The organism is Bacillus cereus group sp. BfR-BA-01347, assembly GCF_022663835.1.
GTDB lineage: Bacteria > Bacillota > Bacilli > Bacillales > Bacillaceae_G > Bacillus_A > Bacillus_A thuringiensis_K.
In genome coordinates, this window is the sequence record NZ_JAKUGG010000009.1 from 170,056 (window position 1) to 188,925 (window position 18,870).

Here is an 18,870-nt window from a genome sequence, read left to right on the forward strand (position 1 = left end):
AAATTTTGTTTAGGGACAAAATGTATTTTCTTAATAATCAGAAAAATAACGCGGCAAAATTCTTATTAATTATTTTGGTAGGTATCAAATATTCCTTTGGCCTTATTTTCATGATATTACCGTACGCTTATATGTTTCTAAGGGAAAGAAATACTTTCATTTTTATGACCATCTATTGTTTGATTAAGATGGTAACACGAAATAGAAGCGTTTACAACCAGAAAATAAAGAAAAAATATTAAAATAAGACTTTTTTCGACAATTATTTTATGTTTATATTTCATTTTATTATAGGAAAAGGCGGGGGAAGCGGACCTTTTCCTATAAAATGTTTTGTTGGAATTAGAAATAACAAAAAAAGTAATATTAGCTTAAAATTAAAATGAAATTCAATGATAAGATTATAATTGAATTTTTAAACCTCAGGTGTATTGAAAGTATGGTCAAATTTTAATCCACTTTGCGTTTCTTCCCTTTGTAACTAGCTTAATATGGCCAAACACTTGCAAGGAATTTAAAGCCTTACTGATTGTACTTTCTGCAATGTCTGGATAAGTGTTACGAATACTCTCCTTAGTAAAAGGTTGTTTTTGTTTAAGTATAAAATCTTGAATTCTCTCAACTTTAGTATGTTTACATATAGAATCTAGAACTGTGTTATGAAGATCTTTGTAAGCCTCTAATATAATTGTTAAAAACGTTTTTAACCAAAAGCTATTATTATGTTCCTCGCAGTACCAATTGACCGAAGATTTATAAATCGAATTGTAATAATCAGATTCATTTTTCTTAATATATTTATCCAAACATACATATTTTACAAATGTATGTCCACTCTTAATTAACAGCAATTGCATTAACATAAATGCCAGCCTGTTATTACCTTGATTGAAAGGGACTATGCAATAAAAATTTAATATAAAACGAGCTATTAATAAAAGTGAATGTAGCCCCTTACTAGTATTTAATGAGTTGTATTGATCACATAATTGCTCCATAAACTGTGGAATGAGTTCATGCGGAAGAATGCGGTAACTATTCAAGTGCATTCCATGTTCTGGAACTCCTGGAATAATAAAAGGCTTTTCACGCCATTTGGCACTGTCAGAGGTAATATAATGTATTAGTTGAAAATGTAATTCCTGTATAGTTGCTGGATTAATTAATAAAGTACAGGAGTTTTTATGTACAAAAGAAAGTGTTTGATAATAGCAAAAAATAGCATCTTCAGAAATATTTTGAGGTACTATATCATCTAAAATAAGTTCTTTTAATCTTTTATTAGGAACTTTTATATCCTCATAAATAGTTGTGAAATTTTTTATGTAATGTAGTGGTATAGTTTTTTCTAAACTATTAAATATGTCAGGGTTTTGTTCCTGATAAGCAGCTAATTTTCCTTTGAATTCGCTAATTTCACTTATTAAATTAATTAACCTCCTTTTTAATTCAATATTTTTGTACTTATCATCAAAAAAGTCTCTCATTTTTGTTCCTCCTGTAACCCCTTAACACGTTGTTGCATATATCTTTCCATTCTAAAGGTATGCCACGACATCATTGTAAAATAAGACATTTTAGGTCTGATTTTGAATATATATCAGAATCTATATTTTTATTTAACAATTAAAGTATGGAAATTATAAAGAAGAATCGTTAGGATTCAATTTTAATAGGCATAATCCTAACATCAAATGCACAAATGTACAATAAAAAAATAAAAAAAATAAAAAAATAAAACTATCGACCCTTTTGAAATATTATCTAAAAGAGTTTTAAGAAATTGTAGGTATAGATGTACCTTAGTTTAGGAGTAAATAATAAAGTGGTAATAGAGTTTTCATAGGTGATTAAAAAAGTATATAGACTATTAATTTGTGACAATTACGTGCCAAATCTATTATATGCTTTTATGCGAATTCTAAAATTAAATCCTAACGAGCTGAATTTTCTATATTTAGCATAAATATTAGGAGAGGCTTGCTGATGAAATGTATCATTTTACGTAGAAATATGTAACGTTTAACACTCGAATTGTAAAATATTTTGACATACGTTAATTTAAATATTAGGTACAGGAACATTTAATAAAAACTCAGTACTAAAGTACCCTTTAAACGTTTCACCCTAAGAACGTTTCTCAAGCACACTGAAGTTTACCCTTTGTTTCTGTGCCTTATTAGATAAAAATAACATAATAAATTTTAGAATATGATAATGAAAAATGGGTTTTCAAATCTTTTCTTAAACATTAACAATCTATTGATGATCTGTTTAAAGTAAGGAAATGCAGGGTAGACAATGGTATTAATAAAGAAAATACAGTTAAGCTAGATACTTTAAGTTATTTTATAAGTAATTAAGCGTTAGATTGAATTAGTAAGAATATTATATGTGTTTGCTAAATGGCTTGTTTTAATTGGTCTGTTACTATTAATTTATGAATTTTAATATTTAGAAGCTAGTCAACATATAGGTTATATTAGTTATGTGGGTTTTAACCTCAAGTGTATATGTTAAAGGTTAAAGGACTTGTGATTGGTATAAAAGAAGTGAAAGTTTGGAAGAAACGGATATAATCGGTTTCTTCCAGACTTTTTTTTGCTTTTTTGTAATATAAAAAATTTATTTTTCCTACAGGATTTAATTATCTGTTTTAATATTTGAATTTTTTGTGAAATTAAACGAAGTTTTTATTCTTCTTTAAATACATAATGTTACAAAATAGCGTAATTATATTTACTTTATTTTTATAGGAGATTAAAAATAATAATAAATGTACCAATTTATGAGAGATATTAATATATTAATTGGTGATTTGTTCGTTTATCCCTATATTGCTATTATATTAGCGAGAACAATATATTGGGGGGACAAGAATGAATTTGAAATTAACATCTAAATTGAAAAGATTAAGAAAAAGTAAAAAAGGAATTGGTGCTTGTGTTCTGGCTGCAGGGGTAACGGCTATTACTATGATTCCTCAAAGTGCTTATGCACATGGATTTGTTGAAAAGCCAAGTAGCCGTGCTGCTTTATGTAGTCAGAATTATGGAGCATTGAATTTAAATTGTGGAAATATAATGTACGAACCTCAAAGCCTAGAAGCACCTAAAGGATTCCCAGATGGGGGACCGATTGATGGAAAAATCGCTTCGGCAGGAGGACTGTTTGGAGGAATTCTTGACCAACAAACATCAAATCGCTGGTTCAAAAACACGATTAAGGGTGGAGCAAATACCTTTACATGGAAATATACAGCTGCACATCCTACAAGTAAATGGCATTATTACATTACAAAAAAGGGATGGGATCCTAATAAACCATTAACACGTGCTGAATTAGAACCAATTGGAACTGTGAAACATGATGGTTCTGCCGCATCAAATAATTTAACACATACAATTAATGTACCAACTGATCGCAATGGTTATCATGTTATTTTAGCTGTATGGGATGTAGCAGATACGTCAAATGCGTTTTATAATGTAATTGATGTAAATCTAGTAAATAATGAAACTCCCGATACAGTAGCTCCAAGTCAACCAACTGAATTAAATGCCTCTAAAGTTTCTGCCAATAGTGTTGAAATAACATGGAAGGCCTCTACTGATAATATAGGTGTAAAAGAATATCAAGTGTTACGTAATGGCGAAGTAATTGATACGGTACCAGGTACAACTTTTATTGATAAAAAACTAAAAGCAGATACGGAATATACCTATACAATAAAGGCATTAGACTCTGCTGGAAACATATCAAAAGAAAGTGAAAAACTAAAGGTTAAGACAACACATGCAATCCCAGATATAGAGGCTCCAACTCAACCAAAAGGATTACATAGTATGGGTACAACAGCGACAACTGTTGATTTGATGTGGAGTCCGTCTGAAGATAATGTAAGTGTTGACCATTATATTGTATATAGAGAAAGCGCTGGGGTTATGAATAAAATTGGGACAGCGGCTAATACATCCTTTATGGATAAAGATTTGAAGGCTAATACATCGTATAAATATGTAGTGACGGCGGTTGATTTAGCTGGAAATGAATCTAGTAGAAGTGATGTTTTGAATGTAACAACAAAGTCAGAGGATTCCACATATGAAAAATGGGATGCAAGAAAAGCATATACTAAAGGCGATAGAGTAGTACATGAGGGAAAAGTGTATGAAGCAGTTCAAGATCATCAAGGAAATGGCGACTCAAATTGGATTTTTGCCTTATCGCTTTGGAAGCCATTTTTGAATAAGTGACAGGTGGGAAAAGGTAGTTAACATTTTTGGGTTTTCTTTTAAAAATTAAGGGCTGTTCCAAATATGAATTATCTTATGATTTAAATGATAAATCAATAAGATTTAAACCCCATCCTAATGTTTACGAAATGAAATTAAAAAAGAATCCCAATGGAATTTCATTGGGATTCTTTTTTCTAATTTGTAATAGCGTATATTTTCACTGTGAATTTGTTAGTGGCACCCATTGGACTTGCAATATAATATTTAGTATTTGTGTAAGCTTCAGTCCTAGATCCATGTGAAATGTTTTTCCAACGAGTAGAATCTATTCCAAGGGAAACATCAATCATTACATTGAAAGAGATAGTAGAAGGGTAATCTTTTTCTGAAGGCTCAATAACCCATTTTAATTCTTTGGTACCTACAGGTAAACTATCAATTTTAAAGTTTTGACTGGATCGATTTTGTTGCCCGGATAAAGGACTAGAATCAGATGGTATCTGCGAAATTAATATTTCTTTTTCATTAGAATGTATACCATTTAATTTAATGATACTATCAATTAAACCTGGACCAGGAAAATCAGCTGCGATGATACCAGAATGTTTAATTATGCCTTGTTGTAAGAGTTCGGTCCCAAGTGTATTCATTCCCCCATAGTATACTTGTCCGTTTCTATCGCGAGGGAAATCACTCCATGCATTTGTGGAATTCGTTTGAATCAATTTAGGACTACTATCAGTATTTCTGCTCTCTTTTCCGCTTGAAACAAACCAAGGATATACATTATTTAAAAATGCTGCTGCGCCTCCCGTACCACTAAAATGGTTGAGATGAATTTTTCCATTATTAAAATTAGTATTTGCATTTTGTAGATGGGTTTTTATCGCAATCCATTTTGCATATACTTCGTCTGGTCCGCTTCCAATTTCAAATTTATCTTGTATATCCAAACCTTCGTAATCAATACCTTGCAATTGAGTGGATGTAAAGTTTTGTAAGATTACAATTTTCCCGCGGGTATCTCCTAAAGCAGGGTTATGTCTATCTGAAGTTGGTACGGAATTAGGATTCCAAAAATATGAAGCATTAACGTTTTTATATTTTAAAAATATCTCCTCAAATGATTGAGATCCACTTTCAGGAGTAGTTTCTTCTTTTAGGCGCATTAATATTGTTTCTGTTGGATGATCTTTTAAAAATTGAATTGTCTCTTTTAATACATCTTCAAACACAGCTTTTTGATTTACAATGCCATGATACATTGCAAAAGAATCTTTTACACGTTTAACACGCATATCTACATATCGGATTCCAGAATTTAATTGTTGGGATAGACTCATAGTTTGATTTCTTGTCAAATTTTCATCAAGAAAGCTTGCTCCATGTAAAGCCATTGTACCGTGAGTCCCTGGAATAGATATTTCACTTAATTTTGTAGAATCTTCTATTTTCGACATCCACGCTGGATTTTGATATCCTATATTGGATTCATAGGAATAACCTGAATGACTATCAGCTAAAATAGTAGATGGTGTACTTAAATTTGCTAGTGTAATACAAGTGAGGATGCTAATTTTAATGAAATTTCTCATTTTTATTTTCTTCATTTTATCTCTCCTGACCTTTAAACAATTGCTAGATGATTTTTTCCTATATTTATTGTTTTTCATTCTTAAGATAGTAAATTTTTGTATTTAAAAATAGGGGGAGTAAGTTATTTGAGACTTTAATAATTTGTTTTAAAGAATTGTACCTAATAGCCAAACAGATTCTTGAAAAATCGAAGTATAGCCTCCAAAAAACAACTGTTTATCGTATTGTATAAAAACAAAACAGAAGCCTAAAATAGACTTCTATTTTGTGACATATAATGAATGATAAGGTGGTAAACAAATCAAGATAATGTGACTGAGTGGTAAAAAATTATTAATAGCTTTTTTAGAATCTCTTATAACAAGGCTAATTACGAAAAGTGGATCTCTACAATGCTAATAAAAATTGGGAAATCCTACTCATTAAAACTTAGACTAACTACAGTTGCAATTGATTGGGCTGCATGTTCCCAGCTTCCATCTATAACTTTACCAATCTGCTGACCAAGTGTATTTAAATCATTTGGATTAACTGGAATTCCATTATACGCAGCAAGAATTGATAAAAGTGGAGCAGCAAATGGTGTCCAACCACCTCTATCAATACTAAATACAGGTTTATCTAGTACCTTTCCATCTTGTACGGTAAACTCATAATAAAATTGATCATCTGGACGAAAACTTAAATGATGAGAAATTTGCCCCTTAACATATTTTTTTCCTGCACCTAGATTTACTACTTCTATTTCTTTCACATTAAATTCATGCTCAAATACTTTGATTTTTTTGACTTCTGGACCGTTTAAGGCAGCTTGAACGGCTGTTTCCAAATTGTTTTGTGCAAAAGGTTGAATACTCATTTGTGCCTCGTTTTGTTGAATAGGAACCTCTTTTTCTGCAGCAAACACCGAAGTAGTAGGTAGTGCACCTGTAGCTAATATAGCTGCAAGAGCTGTTGTCATAATACTTTTTCTTTTCATCTTCATAGTTTTCCTTCCTCTCTTAAAGTTATGATATATAATCTTTTAAAGATTGACACGGTACAATTTTTTCATAATGTACGTAAAAATCAGTTTAAGAATAATGTGAAATCGTGTCAGAAAATTAAAGTTAATTATATATGTATTTAAGATGATATCTATCTACACATATTTTTTCAATTTTTAGATAAATGTAATGGTAATGACTTCTTAAGAATCAATTTAGCACTTTGTTTATCAAGAAAAGTCCTATAAATACGTTTAGTTCATAGAAAAAGTAATATATTTGATATTAAATGTCTTACATAATGCGGTAAAACTTCACAATTTTTTATCATTATATACAGAAAAAAGTAACGGAACATAAGTGATGTGTAATACTTGTCGTACACAATATGATAGGGACATTAACGCAAGTATCAATCTAAAGAATGAAGCGATAAGGTCTCTAACCGTAAGGAATTCTTCACTTCTAAACGGTGTAGTTCAATTTCAAATTAACACTGTTATTTCTAATTATAATGTGGATGTACTTGAAGAAATGGCAATGTTAATAGAAGAATTAGATTGTGTACTCTGGAGTATATTTTTCTTAGTTCCAATAGGGCGTGGTAAGGAAAAAGATATGATTTCACCAGCCCAACATGAAAAAGTATTTCATTGGCTATATCAACTTAGTAAAAAGGTTTCTTATGATATTAAAACAACAGCTGGTCAACATTATAGACGTGTTGTTATTCAAGAAAAAATGAAAGGAAATAAAAAAACAAATCAGGTTATTCAATATCAGGATGTATTAATGAATGGGAGGACGGGACAAATTAATGGCCTTGGGCGTGCTCCAAAGGGGGTGAATGATGGAAATGGTTTTGTATTTATTTCACATATTGGAGATGTATATCCTAGTGGGCTATTGCCAATTAAGGCTGGGAGTATTAGAGCAACACCAATAGCTGAAATTGATCGAAATTCCCATGTTTTTCAAGACCTTCGTAATCCGGACAGATATAAAGGAAAGTGTGGTGTTTGCGAGTTTCGATATGTTTGTGGGGGATCTCGTTCTAGAGCATATGCGATGACAGGAGATTATATGGAAAGTGAACCTTTCTGTGTGTACATTCCAAAAGCGTTACGAAAACAGAAAAAGAGTGTATAAAAAAGGGAAATGAGTAAAGCTATGCTCATTTCCCTTTTTTAGGTTTTATAATTATATTAGAAACAAGATTGATTAAATTAAATCCAAAATATCTTTTGGTGTATTTAATGGATAATCAGCTTTTTCAAAAACAGCTGACGTATTATCCGCGGTTACCTAAATAATTTCACTTAATGGAATACGAAACTTTGGTAATTTCCATATAATGAGTAAATCTTTTTTTGATTTTAATATCAATACCTAGCATGATATTAAAACCTTACCATATTTAAATTACATTTCCCTTATCTAATTATATAAAGTCATATATTGGGGACGAACTATTTGAACTCCTAAATTTGAATTACAGGTTACAAAGTTTCTTCGAAAAAGAAGATAAAGATAGCTTTGAGAGCAGAAAGAAACTGTAATTAGAGTAAGAAAAGGTAAAGACTATTATTGAAAAATATATAGTTTTAGTATTTAAAATAAAATATGGAAGTAACATAGTGGACTTACGCATATAGTAATATTGCTGGTAAAATTAACAAAATTTTCATTTAAATCAGATAAAGCAACGGTGTTTTTAACTTATAATAATGTTACTACGATGAAAATACGGCTACTAATTAGTTAATTTAAAAATCAATTTTAGATAGGAAGAGGAAAATGAAGACCAGAGATAGTTATAAAATTATTGTAATTGGTGCTGGGACTGCAGGACTATCTTCTACTGCACATTTATTACGAAATGTATCCCTATTTAAAGAAAGTATAGCGATTATTGATCCATCAAAAAAACATTACTTTCAACCACTATGGAGTTTAGTGGGGGGTGGAATTGTTTCAAAGGAAAGTACGGTGCGTGATCAAGAATCATTTATTCCTAAAGGCGCAACGTGGATTCCGAAAAGTGTTGTTAAGTTATTTCCGGAAGAAAATAAGATACTTTTAGATGATGGAATGCTGCTTGAGTATGAAATTCTTATTGTAGCAGCTGGTATACAAATAAATTGGGAAGGTATTAAAGGTTTAAAAGAGTCTATTGGGACTAATGGGGTTTGTAGCAATTATTCTTATACATATGTTGATTCTACTTGGAGAGAAATCGAAAAATTCAAAGGAGGAAATGCGATTTTTACCCACCCCAATACTCCTATTAAATGCGGTGGCGCTCCACAAAAAATTATGTATTTAGCAGAAGAGTATTTTTGTAAAATTGGTGTAAGAAACAGAAGTGAAGTAATGTTTTATTCTGCAAACACTAACATCTTTCAGGTTCCACGATATGCAAATACTTTAGAACAAGTACTAGAAAGAAAGCAAATTATAACGAACTATAATAAAAACTTAGTAGAAATTATTGCTGAAAAGAGAGAGGCAATTTTTGAAGATATGCAAACCATGAAAAGAGAAATAGTACCATATAGTATGATACATGTTGTTCCACCAATGGGACCACCTGACTTTATTAAAGAAAGTGAGATAAGTGATCATCAGGGCTGGGTAGATATAAGCCCTTATACTTTGCAGCATGTACAGTATAAGAATATTTTTGGACTTGGAGATTGTACTAATTTACCTACCTCTAAAACTGGAGCGGCAATTCGAAAACAAATACCTGTCTTAAAACAAAATATTATGGACGTACTTAACGGAAGAGACTTGCAGGCTAAATATGATGGATATACATCATGTCCGATTGTTACAGGATATAAAAGTCTTATACTCGCTGAATTTAACTATGAACACGAGCCACAAGAAACGTTTCCATTTAATCAAGCGAAAGAACGGTATAGTATGTTTTTACTTAAAAGATATATGTTGCCATATATGTATTGGAATTTAATGTTGAAAGGGATTATGTAAGGAAAGATAGAGAGTAGTTGTAAAAATTGAAAAGTAATTCGAAATAAGTATTCGGAGGGAATAGTTATGCTTTTAAAATATTTTTATGATGAAAAATTAGCTCATGCTTCCTATTTAGTTGGTTGTCAGAAAGAAGGCGTAGCAATTGTTATTGATCCTAGTCGCTATATAGAACAATATATAGAATTTGCTAAGAAAGAGGGGATGGAAGTAATTGCTGCGGCTGAGACTCATATTCATGCTGATTTTCTTTCTGGGTCTAGAGAACTTTCTAATCTCTATCATGCAAATTTATATGTATCTGATGAAGGAGATTGTGATTGGAAGTATCAATATCTTAATGAAGGTCGATACCAATTAGTAAGTGAAGGTACAGAGTTTAAAGTAGGTCATATAAAATTTAATGTAATTCACACCCCAGGGCATACGCCTGAAAGTATCTCTTTTTTAGTAACTGATACAAGTCAAAATAATTTTACGAATGATAAACCGATAGGAATTTTCACAGGTGACTTTATATTTGTAGGAGATATAGGAAGGCCTGATTTATTAGAAACAGCTGTTGGTATAAAAGATACTGCACAAATAGGAGCGAAACAATTATTTGATTCTATACAAAAAGTAAAAATACTCCCTGATTATTTACAAATATGGCCATCACATGGTGCGGGAAGCGCATGTGGAAAAGCATTAGGAGCAATTCCAACTTCTACATTAGGTTATGAAAAGATGTTCAATTGGGCATTTCAGTGTAATGAAGAAAGTGATTTTATATCGACTTTATTGACGGGACAGCCAGAGCCTCCAAAGTATTTTTCATTAATGAAGCATTTAAATAAGTATGGTCCTCCAATTCGTAAGAAGAGAAAGATTACTAATATTGATACAGTAGAAGAGCTTCAAGAAGTTATGAGGAGTGTTCAGCAAATAGTTGATATAAGGAATGTAGAGAGTTTTGCTTCTGGTCACATTGAGAAATCAATTAACATACCGTATAACAATTCTTTCACAACTTGGTGTGGATGGTTACTAGGTTATAAAACAGAGACTTTAATAATTCTAGATGAGGAAAAGGTTAAAATGGAGGAAGTCATTAGGGACTTTGAATCTATTGGGCTAGATAATATTATTGCTTTTGCACCTTTAAAAGTAATAAAAAAATTTGATATATTAGAAAGTTACAAGGAAAATACATCAATTGAATTATATCGGCATATAAAAGATAGAAGTGTTAAGGTTATCGATGTGCGTAGTAAAAAAGAGTGGGAGGAAGGACACCTTCATAATGCAATACATATTACGTTAGGTAATCTATTTGAGAAGATAGATTCTATACCGAAAGATTGTCCAATAGTTTTACAATGTCGAACTGGTTTGCGTTCCGCTATAGCAGCTAGCATTTTACAAAAAGCTGGTATAAAGGAAGTAGTTAATTTAAAAGGCGGATTTCTCGAGTGGAAAAAGTTTGGATTACCATACGAGAATTAATTTTTATCTAGTAATTCATTAAATTAGATATTTATCTTATTAATAAATCGCTTATGTTAATACAATTATAATAAACATTGGGTAATAACACCAGTCTTGTAGTATATTGCATATCGTATTAATATTTATATATTCTTGTTAAATATTATAAGATTGGGTGGCGATATCGATGAAAACAATTAAATGTATGACATGTATGTCTATTTTATTATTAATTTTCACATTGTTTTTACCAAAAAATTTAGTATTCGCAGAAGAGATGGATAAGGTTTGGGATCCAGAGAAAGGGACTATTTCTGGTTATATCTGGTTCGATGAAAATGAGGATGGTTGGATTGATCCTCAGGAACAAACAATTGTACCAGAAATAGGTGAAATAAAGTTATATTTAATTAATGAAAATGAAGAAATAGTTGAGGAAAAAATAGTTTCTAGATTACAAAATAGGCAAGCTCATTACTATTTTGAGGTAGAAGAAGGCAAATATAAAATACGAGCTGAGTTTACTGAAAAGGGAAAATATCAGCTTACTAGGGATGGAAGAGATTCATTTTTCAATTCTACAACAAACGAAACAAGATATTATGAAATTATGAAGTCATATAATATAGATAGTATACAGTTGGGATATAAAAAAGCATCTTAAACCTATTCAAAGTAAAGGAAAAGCTAAAGGTGATAGTAAAGAGGTTGGATTTCAATTTTAAGAGGGGCAAACGCCCCTCTTTTTTATGTAGCGGATTTGTTGGTTGTATTATTTAATGAGATGTTATATAAAAAAAGTGGCGACGTTTATCTTTGATCATTTTTGCATCATTAGATTGTGAACAGAGCTTTAATGCTTTATTTTATATCGACACTGTAATGGAATTATGTACGACTACAGCACCAGAATATTGTGTTTTCCAGTTCTTTAAAATAGATACTTGTACTTTATTTTATCATTAGATTAATCTCACAGAATGAGAAAATGTAATATGCTCTTATTTGAGGGGGGTTCTTATTATTGGTAATTTCATGTACCGTATTTAAAACTAAATCCACTTGGGAAGAAGTGCAGCAGGACGAGCTTCCTGCAAAAGTGAAAGAAAAACTTGCTGCGAAATAATAAAAAGGATTTGGCATTAAAGGTCAAATCCTTTTCTGTTTTCAAAATCTTCTTCTGAAGTGAATATGAATCTATATTTTTTTAATTGAGCTGTTATTACGCCGTAACTAGTTTGTTTATTTCCACTAATTACATAAGGTTTATCGTTGATACCTCTACATTTTTCTGCCTCTTTAGTAAGGCATCGAATAATCCTTACGAATACCATAGCTATTTCTGATAACTTACATGTAGAGGTATCACTCAATATAACAAAAATGTAATGTTAATAAAATGTAATTCCACCGATACTATTAATGAAATTATATAAAATGAAGGGGAGTTAAAGGTGCAAATAACAGCACAGATAAGGTTGAAGAAACGTACAAAAAGTTTACCTATATCAACCTTTAGCTAAATGATAAAAGCCCTGCAGGGGATGCAGGGCAAGACCAAGGGTATTGAAGAATTGTCGATTCTAAAAGTAAAGGACTTCTTGGAATGTTTTAAGTTTAACACATAAAATATTAAAACTTTATATAGAGATGTTACAGAAATATGAATATAAAAAACTCTGATAAATATTATGAAAAAGTTGATAATCTATAGAAGCTATAAGGGATTATGTTTGCAATGATGTCTTTATAGAGATAATAGGGCAGGCTTTGTTTGTATTAATATTCGGGAATCTAGTAGAATTCCCCACCTAATAGGCAGGTTCCTGGGGATTACGAAGCGTGAAAGCATCAAAAAAAGCCCGTACAGAAGCACAGGCAGGTTGATACACATATCGGTAATTAAATATTAACAGAAATACTTAGTAAGTACTATTGAAAAAATAAAAAACTGTATTATCCTTAAGATGGTTTGGAGAAAACACATATAATAATGCACTTATATTAAATGTTTCTGAATTTGGATTAAGAGGCATAACAGTATGGCGTGTAATGCAAAGCTAAGGATTGTTCTTAGGGCTGCGGAAAGTGGATAAGCAGGACTGCAGGGATAACCTTATAAATAAAAAGCTCAACTCTCACCCTTTTGAGAGTTGAGCCTAAAGATGTAGCTACTATTTATACGCATTGCATTGTTACTACACGCTAAGGAATAGTAATAAAAAGATGATCCCAATAAAACTGTATAAAAACAAAAAGAACCCTAATAGGGGTAAATCTTTATGAAAGTTGACCATGACAAACCTCCTTCGATATATTGAATATTTTAATATTTTGTTAGCCTATTTAAAAAGAAAAATATAACTTGGTACATTGGATTAGAGGATATCTATATAAATAGGTAGAATTTAATTATTTGGTTTACATTTTAATCCAAGGGGTACAAATTAGATGCGACGTGAAAAGGATTTATTGAAACAATGGAAGGCGGATTTGCAAGCTATTCAAGAAGAGAAAAGGCTGAAGAAAAAGGATAAGAAATATAGTATTCCGGGTAAAACGGCTGATTTCATGGATGGCAAGCATACTTATCGTAAAGCTAATGGGGTATGGAAACAAAGAAATAAATAATGTGATGATAAATTAGTTTGATCAAGCTTATAGCAATTATCGGAGGCACTACCGTGATCTGGGAGGCGTCTTTTTTGTTGTTAATATTACAAAAATCTTAGATTAAAAATTATACAACTACATTTTAACCCCGTCCTAAATTTAGAACGGGGTTAAAATGTTTGAGGTTTCAAATTTTACTCACTTTATTGTCTTTTTATAATATGTATCAACTCCTATTTTCCTGATGTTCTGTAGTCTTTCTTGATAATATCTCGCATGTTTAGGGTAAAAAATAGGAGGAAAACCAAGGCTATGATTCCATTAACCCAGTAGTATGTATGTCCTGCTGTGAATCCAGTGTAGAAAGAAAAGGCATTCCAAACTAAAAGGATTGTTGAACAGATAGTAGAGATCAATAATGAACCAAAACTCCTCATGATTGTCACCTCGATTCAAAATGTTAGTGGTCATACAATTATACATATAAATAAATGAATTTAAAAGGAGAGGATATAATAAAATAATATAAAGGAATCACTGTGAGGCGAGAAATATGGATAGGTAGCGAATCCGCTGCTTTTTATTTTAAATAGAAAAAGGAATCTCGAAAGATCCCTTTTTCCAATTCTGATATATCTTAATCGCATATAAGTAAAGACATGAAATATTATATAACAATATAAAAATATAAACAATAAATATTTTAGTTAACATAAGTAGGAATTAAACAAATTACTTCCTACTAGTACAGAAAGTGGTGGGTGATCTTAGGAGAAGTCCGCAGCTTCATACGTCACTACAACAGTAGATAGTTTGTTTGAACATAGTAAAGAAGCGTCTATATATGGTTAACAATATTTTTGAGATAACACTAAAGAGTATAGAAGAGCAGATATAACACTATTTTCAGCCAATAAACATATCTTACTGCTACTATTACATATAAGATACATAATTTTGAATTAGCAGAATGTCTTTTGGGGGAGACGCAAGTTGGGAATATTTATTTTTCAGACGAAGTAAAGAATCAATCTATAAGTCTAAGTGTTTTCAATCGCTTATTATGTTATGAAGAAAGGAATTGAATACATAGTTTTAGATCAAGAAAAAAGTAACAACAATTGGGTTAATAGAAAAGTGTTTTTGTCCAACTATGTCTTTCAACAGCTCTAATTGAACCGTTTCTATCAGATTAGTTCAATAACGTAGCCGCTTGTTTTTCTTCTAAGTTATATACTTCATCTCACTCTATTCCACAAGGCGCCGCATGGAATTTTGAATTATATTTTGAGCGCTTATTAATATCAAATAGATTATCTTAATTTTAGTATATACATGAATGTTTTATACAAAATATCAGTTATTCCACCTTTCTATTATAAATATTCATCGTAACGCATTTGCTGTCTTATATGTAATTATTCATAGTTCTACGGGATACTTGCGAATCTTAGGGAGATTAGGATTTACGACGTTATTACCATAACTAACATTATTTTATAGTAATTAAATGATAGATTAACATTATTCCCTTACAGAAAATGTGCTTTTATTTAAAGGGAGATTTTTAGCAAAAAAAATCAAAAAAATATTTGAAGTCAATGGTATTGTAGTAGTAAGTATAATAGATGTGGAGGATAGAGATTATGAATGATAATTTTTTGACCGAATGGATGCTTGGAGGTAAGACACCTAGTAATTACTTTTTATATAATACGTTTGATATCAACGGAATAAATAAATTTGTACATTATTTGCATTCGATACAAAAGATAGAAGGATATGGTGTAGTATTTTGCTTTCTAAATAAAAATTTATATTTAGGGAAAAGAATTAAATTGTCAGGAATGATTAGAACTAAATCTATTCAGGAGTACGCAGACTTATGGATAAGGGGTGAAAAGCCTAATGATTTATGGGAAATGAAATCATTAGAATGTGAGCCAATTAAAGAAAAAGAAAGTTGGAAAGAATATTCGATAATTGTAGATATCCCTATTGATGTAAAACGTCTATCTGTAGGATTAACCCTGAAAGGTGAGGGACATATATGGTTCCACAGTATGAAAGTTGAGATAATAAAGTAAAAGTAGGAGGAAAGAAGTATAGTATTGTAGCATTATTTAGATGAATGAGGTGAGAATACATGAAATAGAGGTATAGTGAATATTTTTCATTTTAATATTGTTTCTTAATAATATTAAAATGGAGGGCTGCTAGTATATAAATTGTTATCGTTACAATAATAAAAAGATATAAAAAAGAGTTTTTAAATATGAAGATGCTATTTGCAATTTTTACAGCATGCGTAAGCCTTGTTTTATCAACACTCAGTGTATCCGTGCATGTATAGAAACATCAGGAGAAGTTAATTTTGACCCTATTTTAATAGAGTATCAATAGAAAGGTTTCGTAGATACATACAGATTCTCACCAACTTCTTGGAAAAATGTTGATGGCGAAAGTTTCAGAATGTATTGGGATGAAAATACGCATGGTTCGCAACTTGATCATAGTTATAAACGTCATGGTTGTAGTGTATCTAATGAAAAATTGTTGAAAGATTTAAATCAAGTATATTATTTATGAATAATAAGTTTGTATAAATATATTGTTAAACATCCGTTTGCTTATAATTAAAATAAGTGAGCAGATGTTTTTATTTATGGGTGGTTGTTAACTACATTTTAATCGCTTTCTATAGCATATATGCACATCAAAAATAACTAAAAGGTATAAAAGTAGTTATGGGAGATCCTGTTTGTCTTCAAAATTTTAAAATATACTATATAAATGTGTTTCTTCTTTTGGATAAGGTAAAATCAATATAAGATAAGAGAATTTATACGAAGAGAGAATTATTGGAATTAGTGTTGATTCAAATAATGATCTTTTCAAAATTAACGTATGAATAATATTAGAAAAGGTTAATTGATGAGCTTAAGTTATAAAAATGGACCGATAAAGTTTAATAATAGAAGGGTGTGATTATTTATTCTAAAAAGCAACAAGTTCGCACGAAATACCAATTTTACGAACAATAAAGTAGTTAAATAAAAATCTAATAACGGTATCTAGGGATTTCAAGCTTAGTTGCATAGATTTTCGTATGTTTGCATGTGCCTATATAATTAATATTTTATATAGAAATTATTAAATTTTGAGTTACTCATTAATAAATTTTATATAAAATTACATTTTACTTTATAAGATTTTTTCACACGTTGATTTAATCAACTCCCTATAATCATGATTAAATAAACTGATTTATATTTTTATAAAGACTTTTAAACTATATTCATGTATTGGTCTTTTGTATGAATTTATATATCAAATTTGTTTTATTTTACATACATTTATATGTAGTTTTTGCTCTAATTTTTATGGTCAAATACAAATTTCTCACTTGATTATCTATAATTTTTATTTGAGTAATTACATTATTCCATTCACTATTGAGCATGATTTAGTATTCCATAATTTAATTATGTAAATAAGTTTGTGTAAAAATTGAATTTAATGCGAACTTGTGTTCGTACCTATTTTCTGCTATAGTATATATGAGGTGATTTTTATGGATTACAGCAAACAACGTCAAAAATCCGTACATCGTAAGAAATTATACGAGAATTTAAATGAAATGCCCTTTTACATAGAAGAATTTGTGGAGTACAAAGAATTGCATGATGCCTCCCCCTCCACCCTACTGAATTATGTATATGATTTTAGAGTCTTCTTTAATTGGCTATTATCTGAACAAATTATTGAATTTAAGCCCATTAAAGACATATCCTTCTCTGATTTGGAGAATTTAAAGAAAAAAGATGTTGAGAACTTTATGAGATTTTTAAAACTACAACAAAACATGCAGAATTCCTCTGTTAACAGAAAAATTTCGGCCTTAAAGTCTTTATTTAAGTACCTCACCTCCCTATCAGAGAATGAAGATGGAGAATGCTATTTTTATAGAAATGTAATGGCTAAAATTGAAATACATAAAGATAAAGAAACATTAAATGCTCGTGCAAAACGTATGAGATCTAAAATATTCCATAATGATGATGATCAAGAATTTCTGAATTATGTTAAGTACGAACATGAAAAAGCTTTAACAAAACATCAGTTATTCTATTTCCTAAGAGATAAGGAGCGTGATGTAGCTATCCTTTCCCTCTTTCTTGGTAGTGGTATTCGTGTAAGTGAATTGGCCGATCTCCGCATGGAAGATATAAACTTAAAAGAAAGACTAATTGATGTAATCCGAAAAGGAAACAAAGAAGATTCCGTTTGGATTACCCCAATTGCATTAAATGATCTTGAAAAATATATGGAGATTAGAGATAACAAATATGCTCCAGGGAAAGAATTACAAAATGTATTCTTATCTAAGTATAAACATACTGCACAGCCTCTTTCTGTTAGGGCTATCCAAGATATAGTAGAAAAATATACTAAAGCCTTTGGCAAAAAAATGTCTCCTCATAAATTAAGACATACATTGGCAAATAAGTTATATATGGAAGAAAAAGACTCGTTACAAGTGATGCAACAACTTGGACATACCAGCCAGGATACGGCCTTATTATATACACAGCTTGGAGAAACAACTATCAAAGATAGCTTAGGAAGAATAGGAAAGAATAAAAAATAAAAGTTCAGCAATTTTGTATTGCTGAACTTTTATTTTTTTCATTGATAGTGGATTTAAAATATATATTAAATCCACTTCATTTTGAACTTTATTATGTAATAAATACATAGTTTAAATTATACTTTAATTAGAATTTAAACTCTCTTTTGATAGTTAACTATAAGGGTCTCTCTCCAGGTTTGCACTTCAAATAATATAAGACTGTTATTTTTAATTGGCATTATATTTATTATACGTTTCTTCCAAACCAAAGTGTGTTAGAGGCTCACTGTCTGTTTTGAAATAAATTTATGATCCTACAAATCTTATACTGTATACC

General features: G+C 30.4%; 11 protein-coding genes and 1 pseudogene. 8 read left to right on the top strand and 4 right to left on the bottom strand.

The genetic code is table 11. The annotated features are described in order from the left end of the window. Positions 1 to 443: 443 nt before the first annotated feature. Positions 444 to 1,487: a Fic family protein gene (locus tag MR143_RS15575; RefSeq protein WP_001204214.1), complete on the bottom strand. Its 1,044-nt coding sequence runs from the start codon at positions 1,485 to 1,487 to the stop codon at positions 444 to 446. A 1,392-nt stretch (positions 1,488 to 2,879) separates the two neighbouring features. Between MR143_RS15575 and MR143_RS15580 the strand changes: the two genes are divergently transcribed. Further along, positions 2,880 to 4,256 (top strand): lytic polysaccharide monooxygenase, encoded by a 1,377-nt coding sequence (locus tag MR143_RS15580; protein ID WP_242280852.1) that lies wholly within the window; start codon positions 2,880 to 2,882, stop codon positions 4,254 to 4,256. 176 nt (positions 4,257 to 4,432) lie between these two features. Here the strand turns inward: MR143_RS15580 and MR143_RS15585 are convergent, their stop codons facing one another. Together MR143_RS15585 and MR143_RS15590 are read right to left on the bottom strand one after the other, a co-directional pair. Continuing rightward, positions 4,433 to 5,848 carry a phosphatidylinositol-specific phospholipase C gene (locus MR143_RS15585; RefSeq protein WP_242280853.1) on the bottom strand — a complete coding sequence of 472 codons (1,416 nt, stop codon included), beginning with the start codon at positions 5,846 to 5,848 and terminating at the stop codon, positions 4,433 to 4,435. A gap of 401 nt (positions 5,849 to 6,249) precedes the next feature. Continuing rightward, positions 6,250 to 6,819 carry a hypothetical protein gene (locus tag MR143_RS15590; RefSeq protein ID WP_000782807.1) on the bottom strand — a complete coding sequence of 190 codons (570 nt, stop codon included), beginning with the start codon at positions 6,817 to 6,819 and terminating at the stop codon, positions 6,250 to 6,252. Positions 6,820 to 7,297: 478 nt separating this feature from the next. On the opposite strand from MR143_RS15590, the pseudogene MR143_RS15595 reads away from it, so the two are divergent. From MR143_RS15595 to MR143_RS15615, 5 genes and pseudogenes are all read left to right on the top strand, one after another. Continuing rightward, positions 7,298 to 7,986, top strand: a pseudogene (locus tag MR143_RS15595) (radical SAM/SPASM domain-containing protein); the annotation flags it as partial. A gap of 631 nt (positions 7,987 to 8,617) precedes the next feature. Then, positions 8,618 to 9,817, top strand: a complete 1,200-nt coding sequence (locus MR143_RS15600) for an FAD/NAD(P)-binding oxidoreductase (protein WP_000857320.1) — start codon at positions 8,618 to 8,620, stop codon at positions 9,815 to 9,817. Positions 9,818 to 9,883: 66 nt separating this feature from the next. Continuing rightward, positions 9,884 to 11,305 carry an MBL fold metallo-hydrolase gene (locus tag MR143_RS15605; RefSeq protein WP_242280854.1) on the top strand — a complete coding sequence of 474 codons (1,422 nt, stop codon included), beginning with the start codon at positions 9,884 to 9,886 and terminating at the stop codon, positions 11,303 to 11,305. Between the two features lie 169 nt (positions 11,306 to 11,474). Then, positions 11,475 to 11,951 carry an MSCRAMM family adhesin SdrC gene (locus MR143_RS15610; protein WP_242280855.1) on the top strand — a complete coding sequence of 159 codons (477 nt, stop codon included), beginning with the start codon at positions 11,475 to 11,477 and terminating at the stop codon, positions 11,949 to 11,951. A 1,787-nt stretch (positions 11,952 to 13,738) separates the two neighbouring features. After that, positions 13,739 to 13,918, top strand: a complete 180-nt coding sequence (locus MR143_RS15615; RefSeq protein ID WP_199718132.1) for a hypothetical protein — start codon at positions 13,739 to 13,741, stop codon at positions 13,916 to 13,918. A 215-nt stretch (positions 13,919 to 14,133) separates the two neighbouring features. Here the strand turns inward: MR143_RS15615 and MR143_RS15620 are convergent, their stop codons facing one another. After that, on the bottom strand, positions 14,134 to 14,337 hold the full coding sequence (locus MR143_RS15620; RefSeq protein ID WP_074625306.1) for a hypothetical protein: 204 nt from the start codon (positions 14,335 to 14,337) through the stop codon (positions 14,134 to 14,136). A 1,209-nt stretch (positions 14,338 to 15,546) separates the two neighbouring features. On the opposite strand from MR143_RS15620, the gene MR143_RS15625 reads away from it, so the two are divergent. Continuing rightward, positions 15,547 to 15,987: a hypothetical protein gene (locus tag MR143_RS15625; protein WP_000999354.1), complete on the top strand. Its 441-nt coding sequence runs from the start codon at positions 15,547 to 15,549 to the stop codon at positions 15,985 to 15,987. Positions 15,988 to 17,474: 1,487 nt separating this feature from the next. After that, positions 17,475 to 18,551, top strand: coding sequence for a tyrosine recombinase XerS (gene xerS, locus MR143_RS15630; RefSeq protein WP_242280856.1), 1,077 nt, complete (start codon positions 17,475 to 17,477; stop codon positions 18,549 to 18,551). Positions 18,552 to 18,870: the final 319 nt, after the last annotated feature.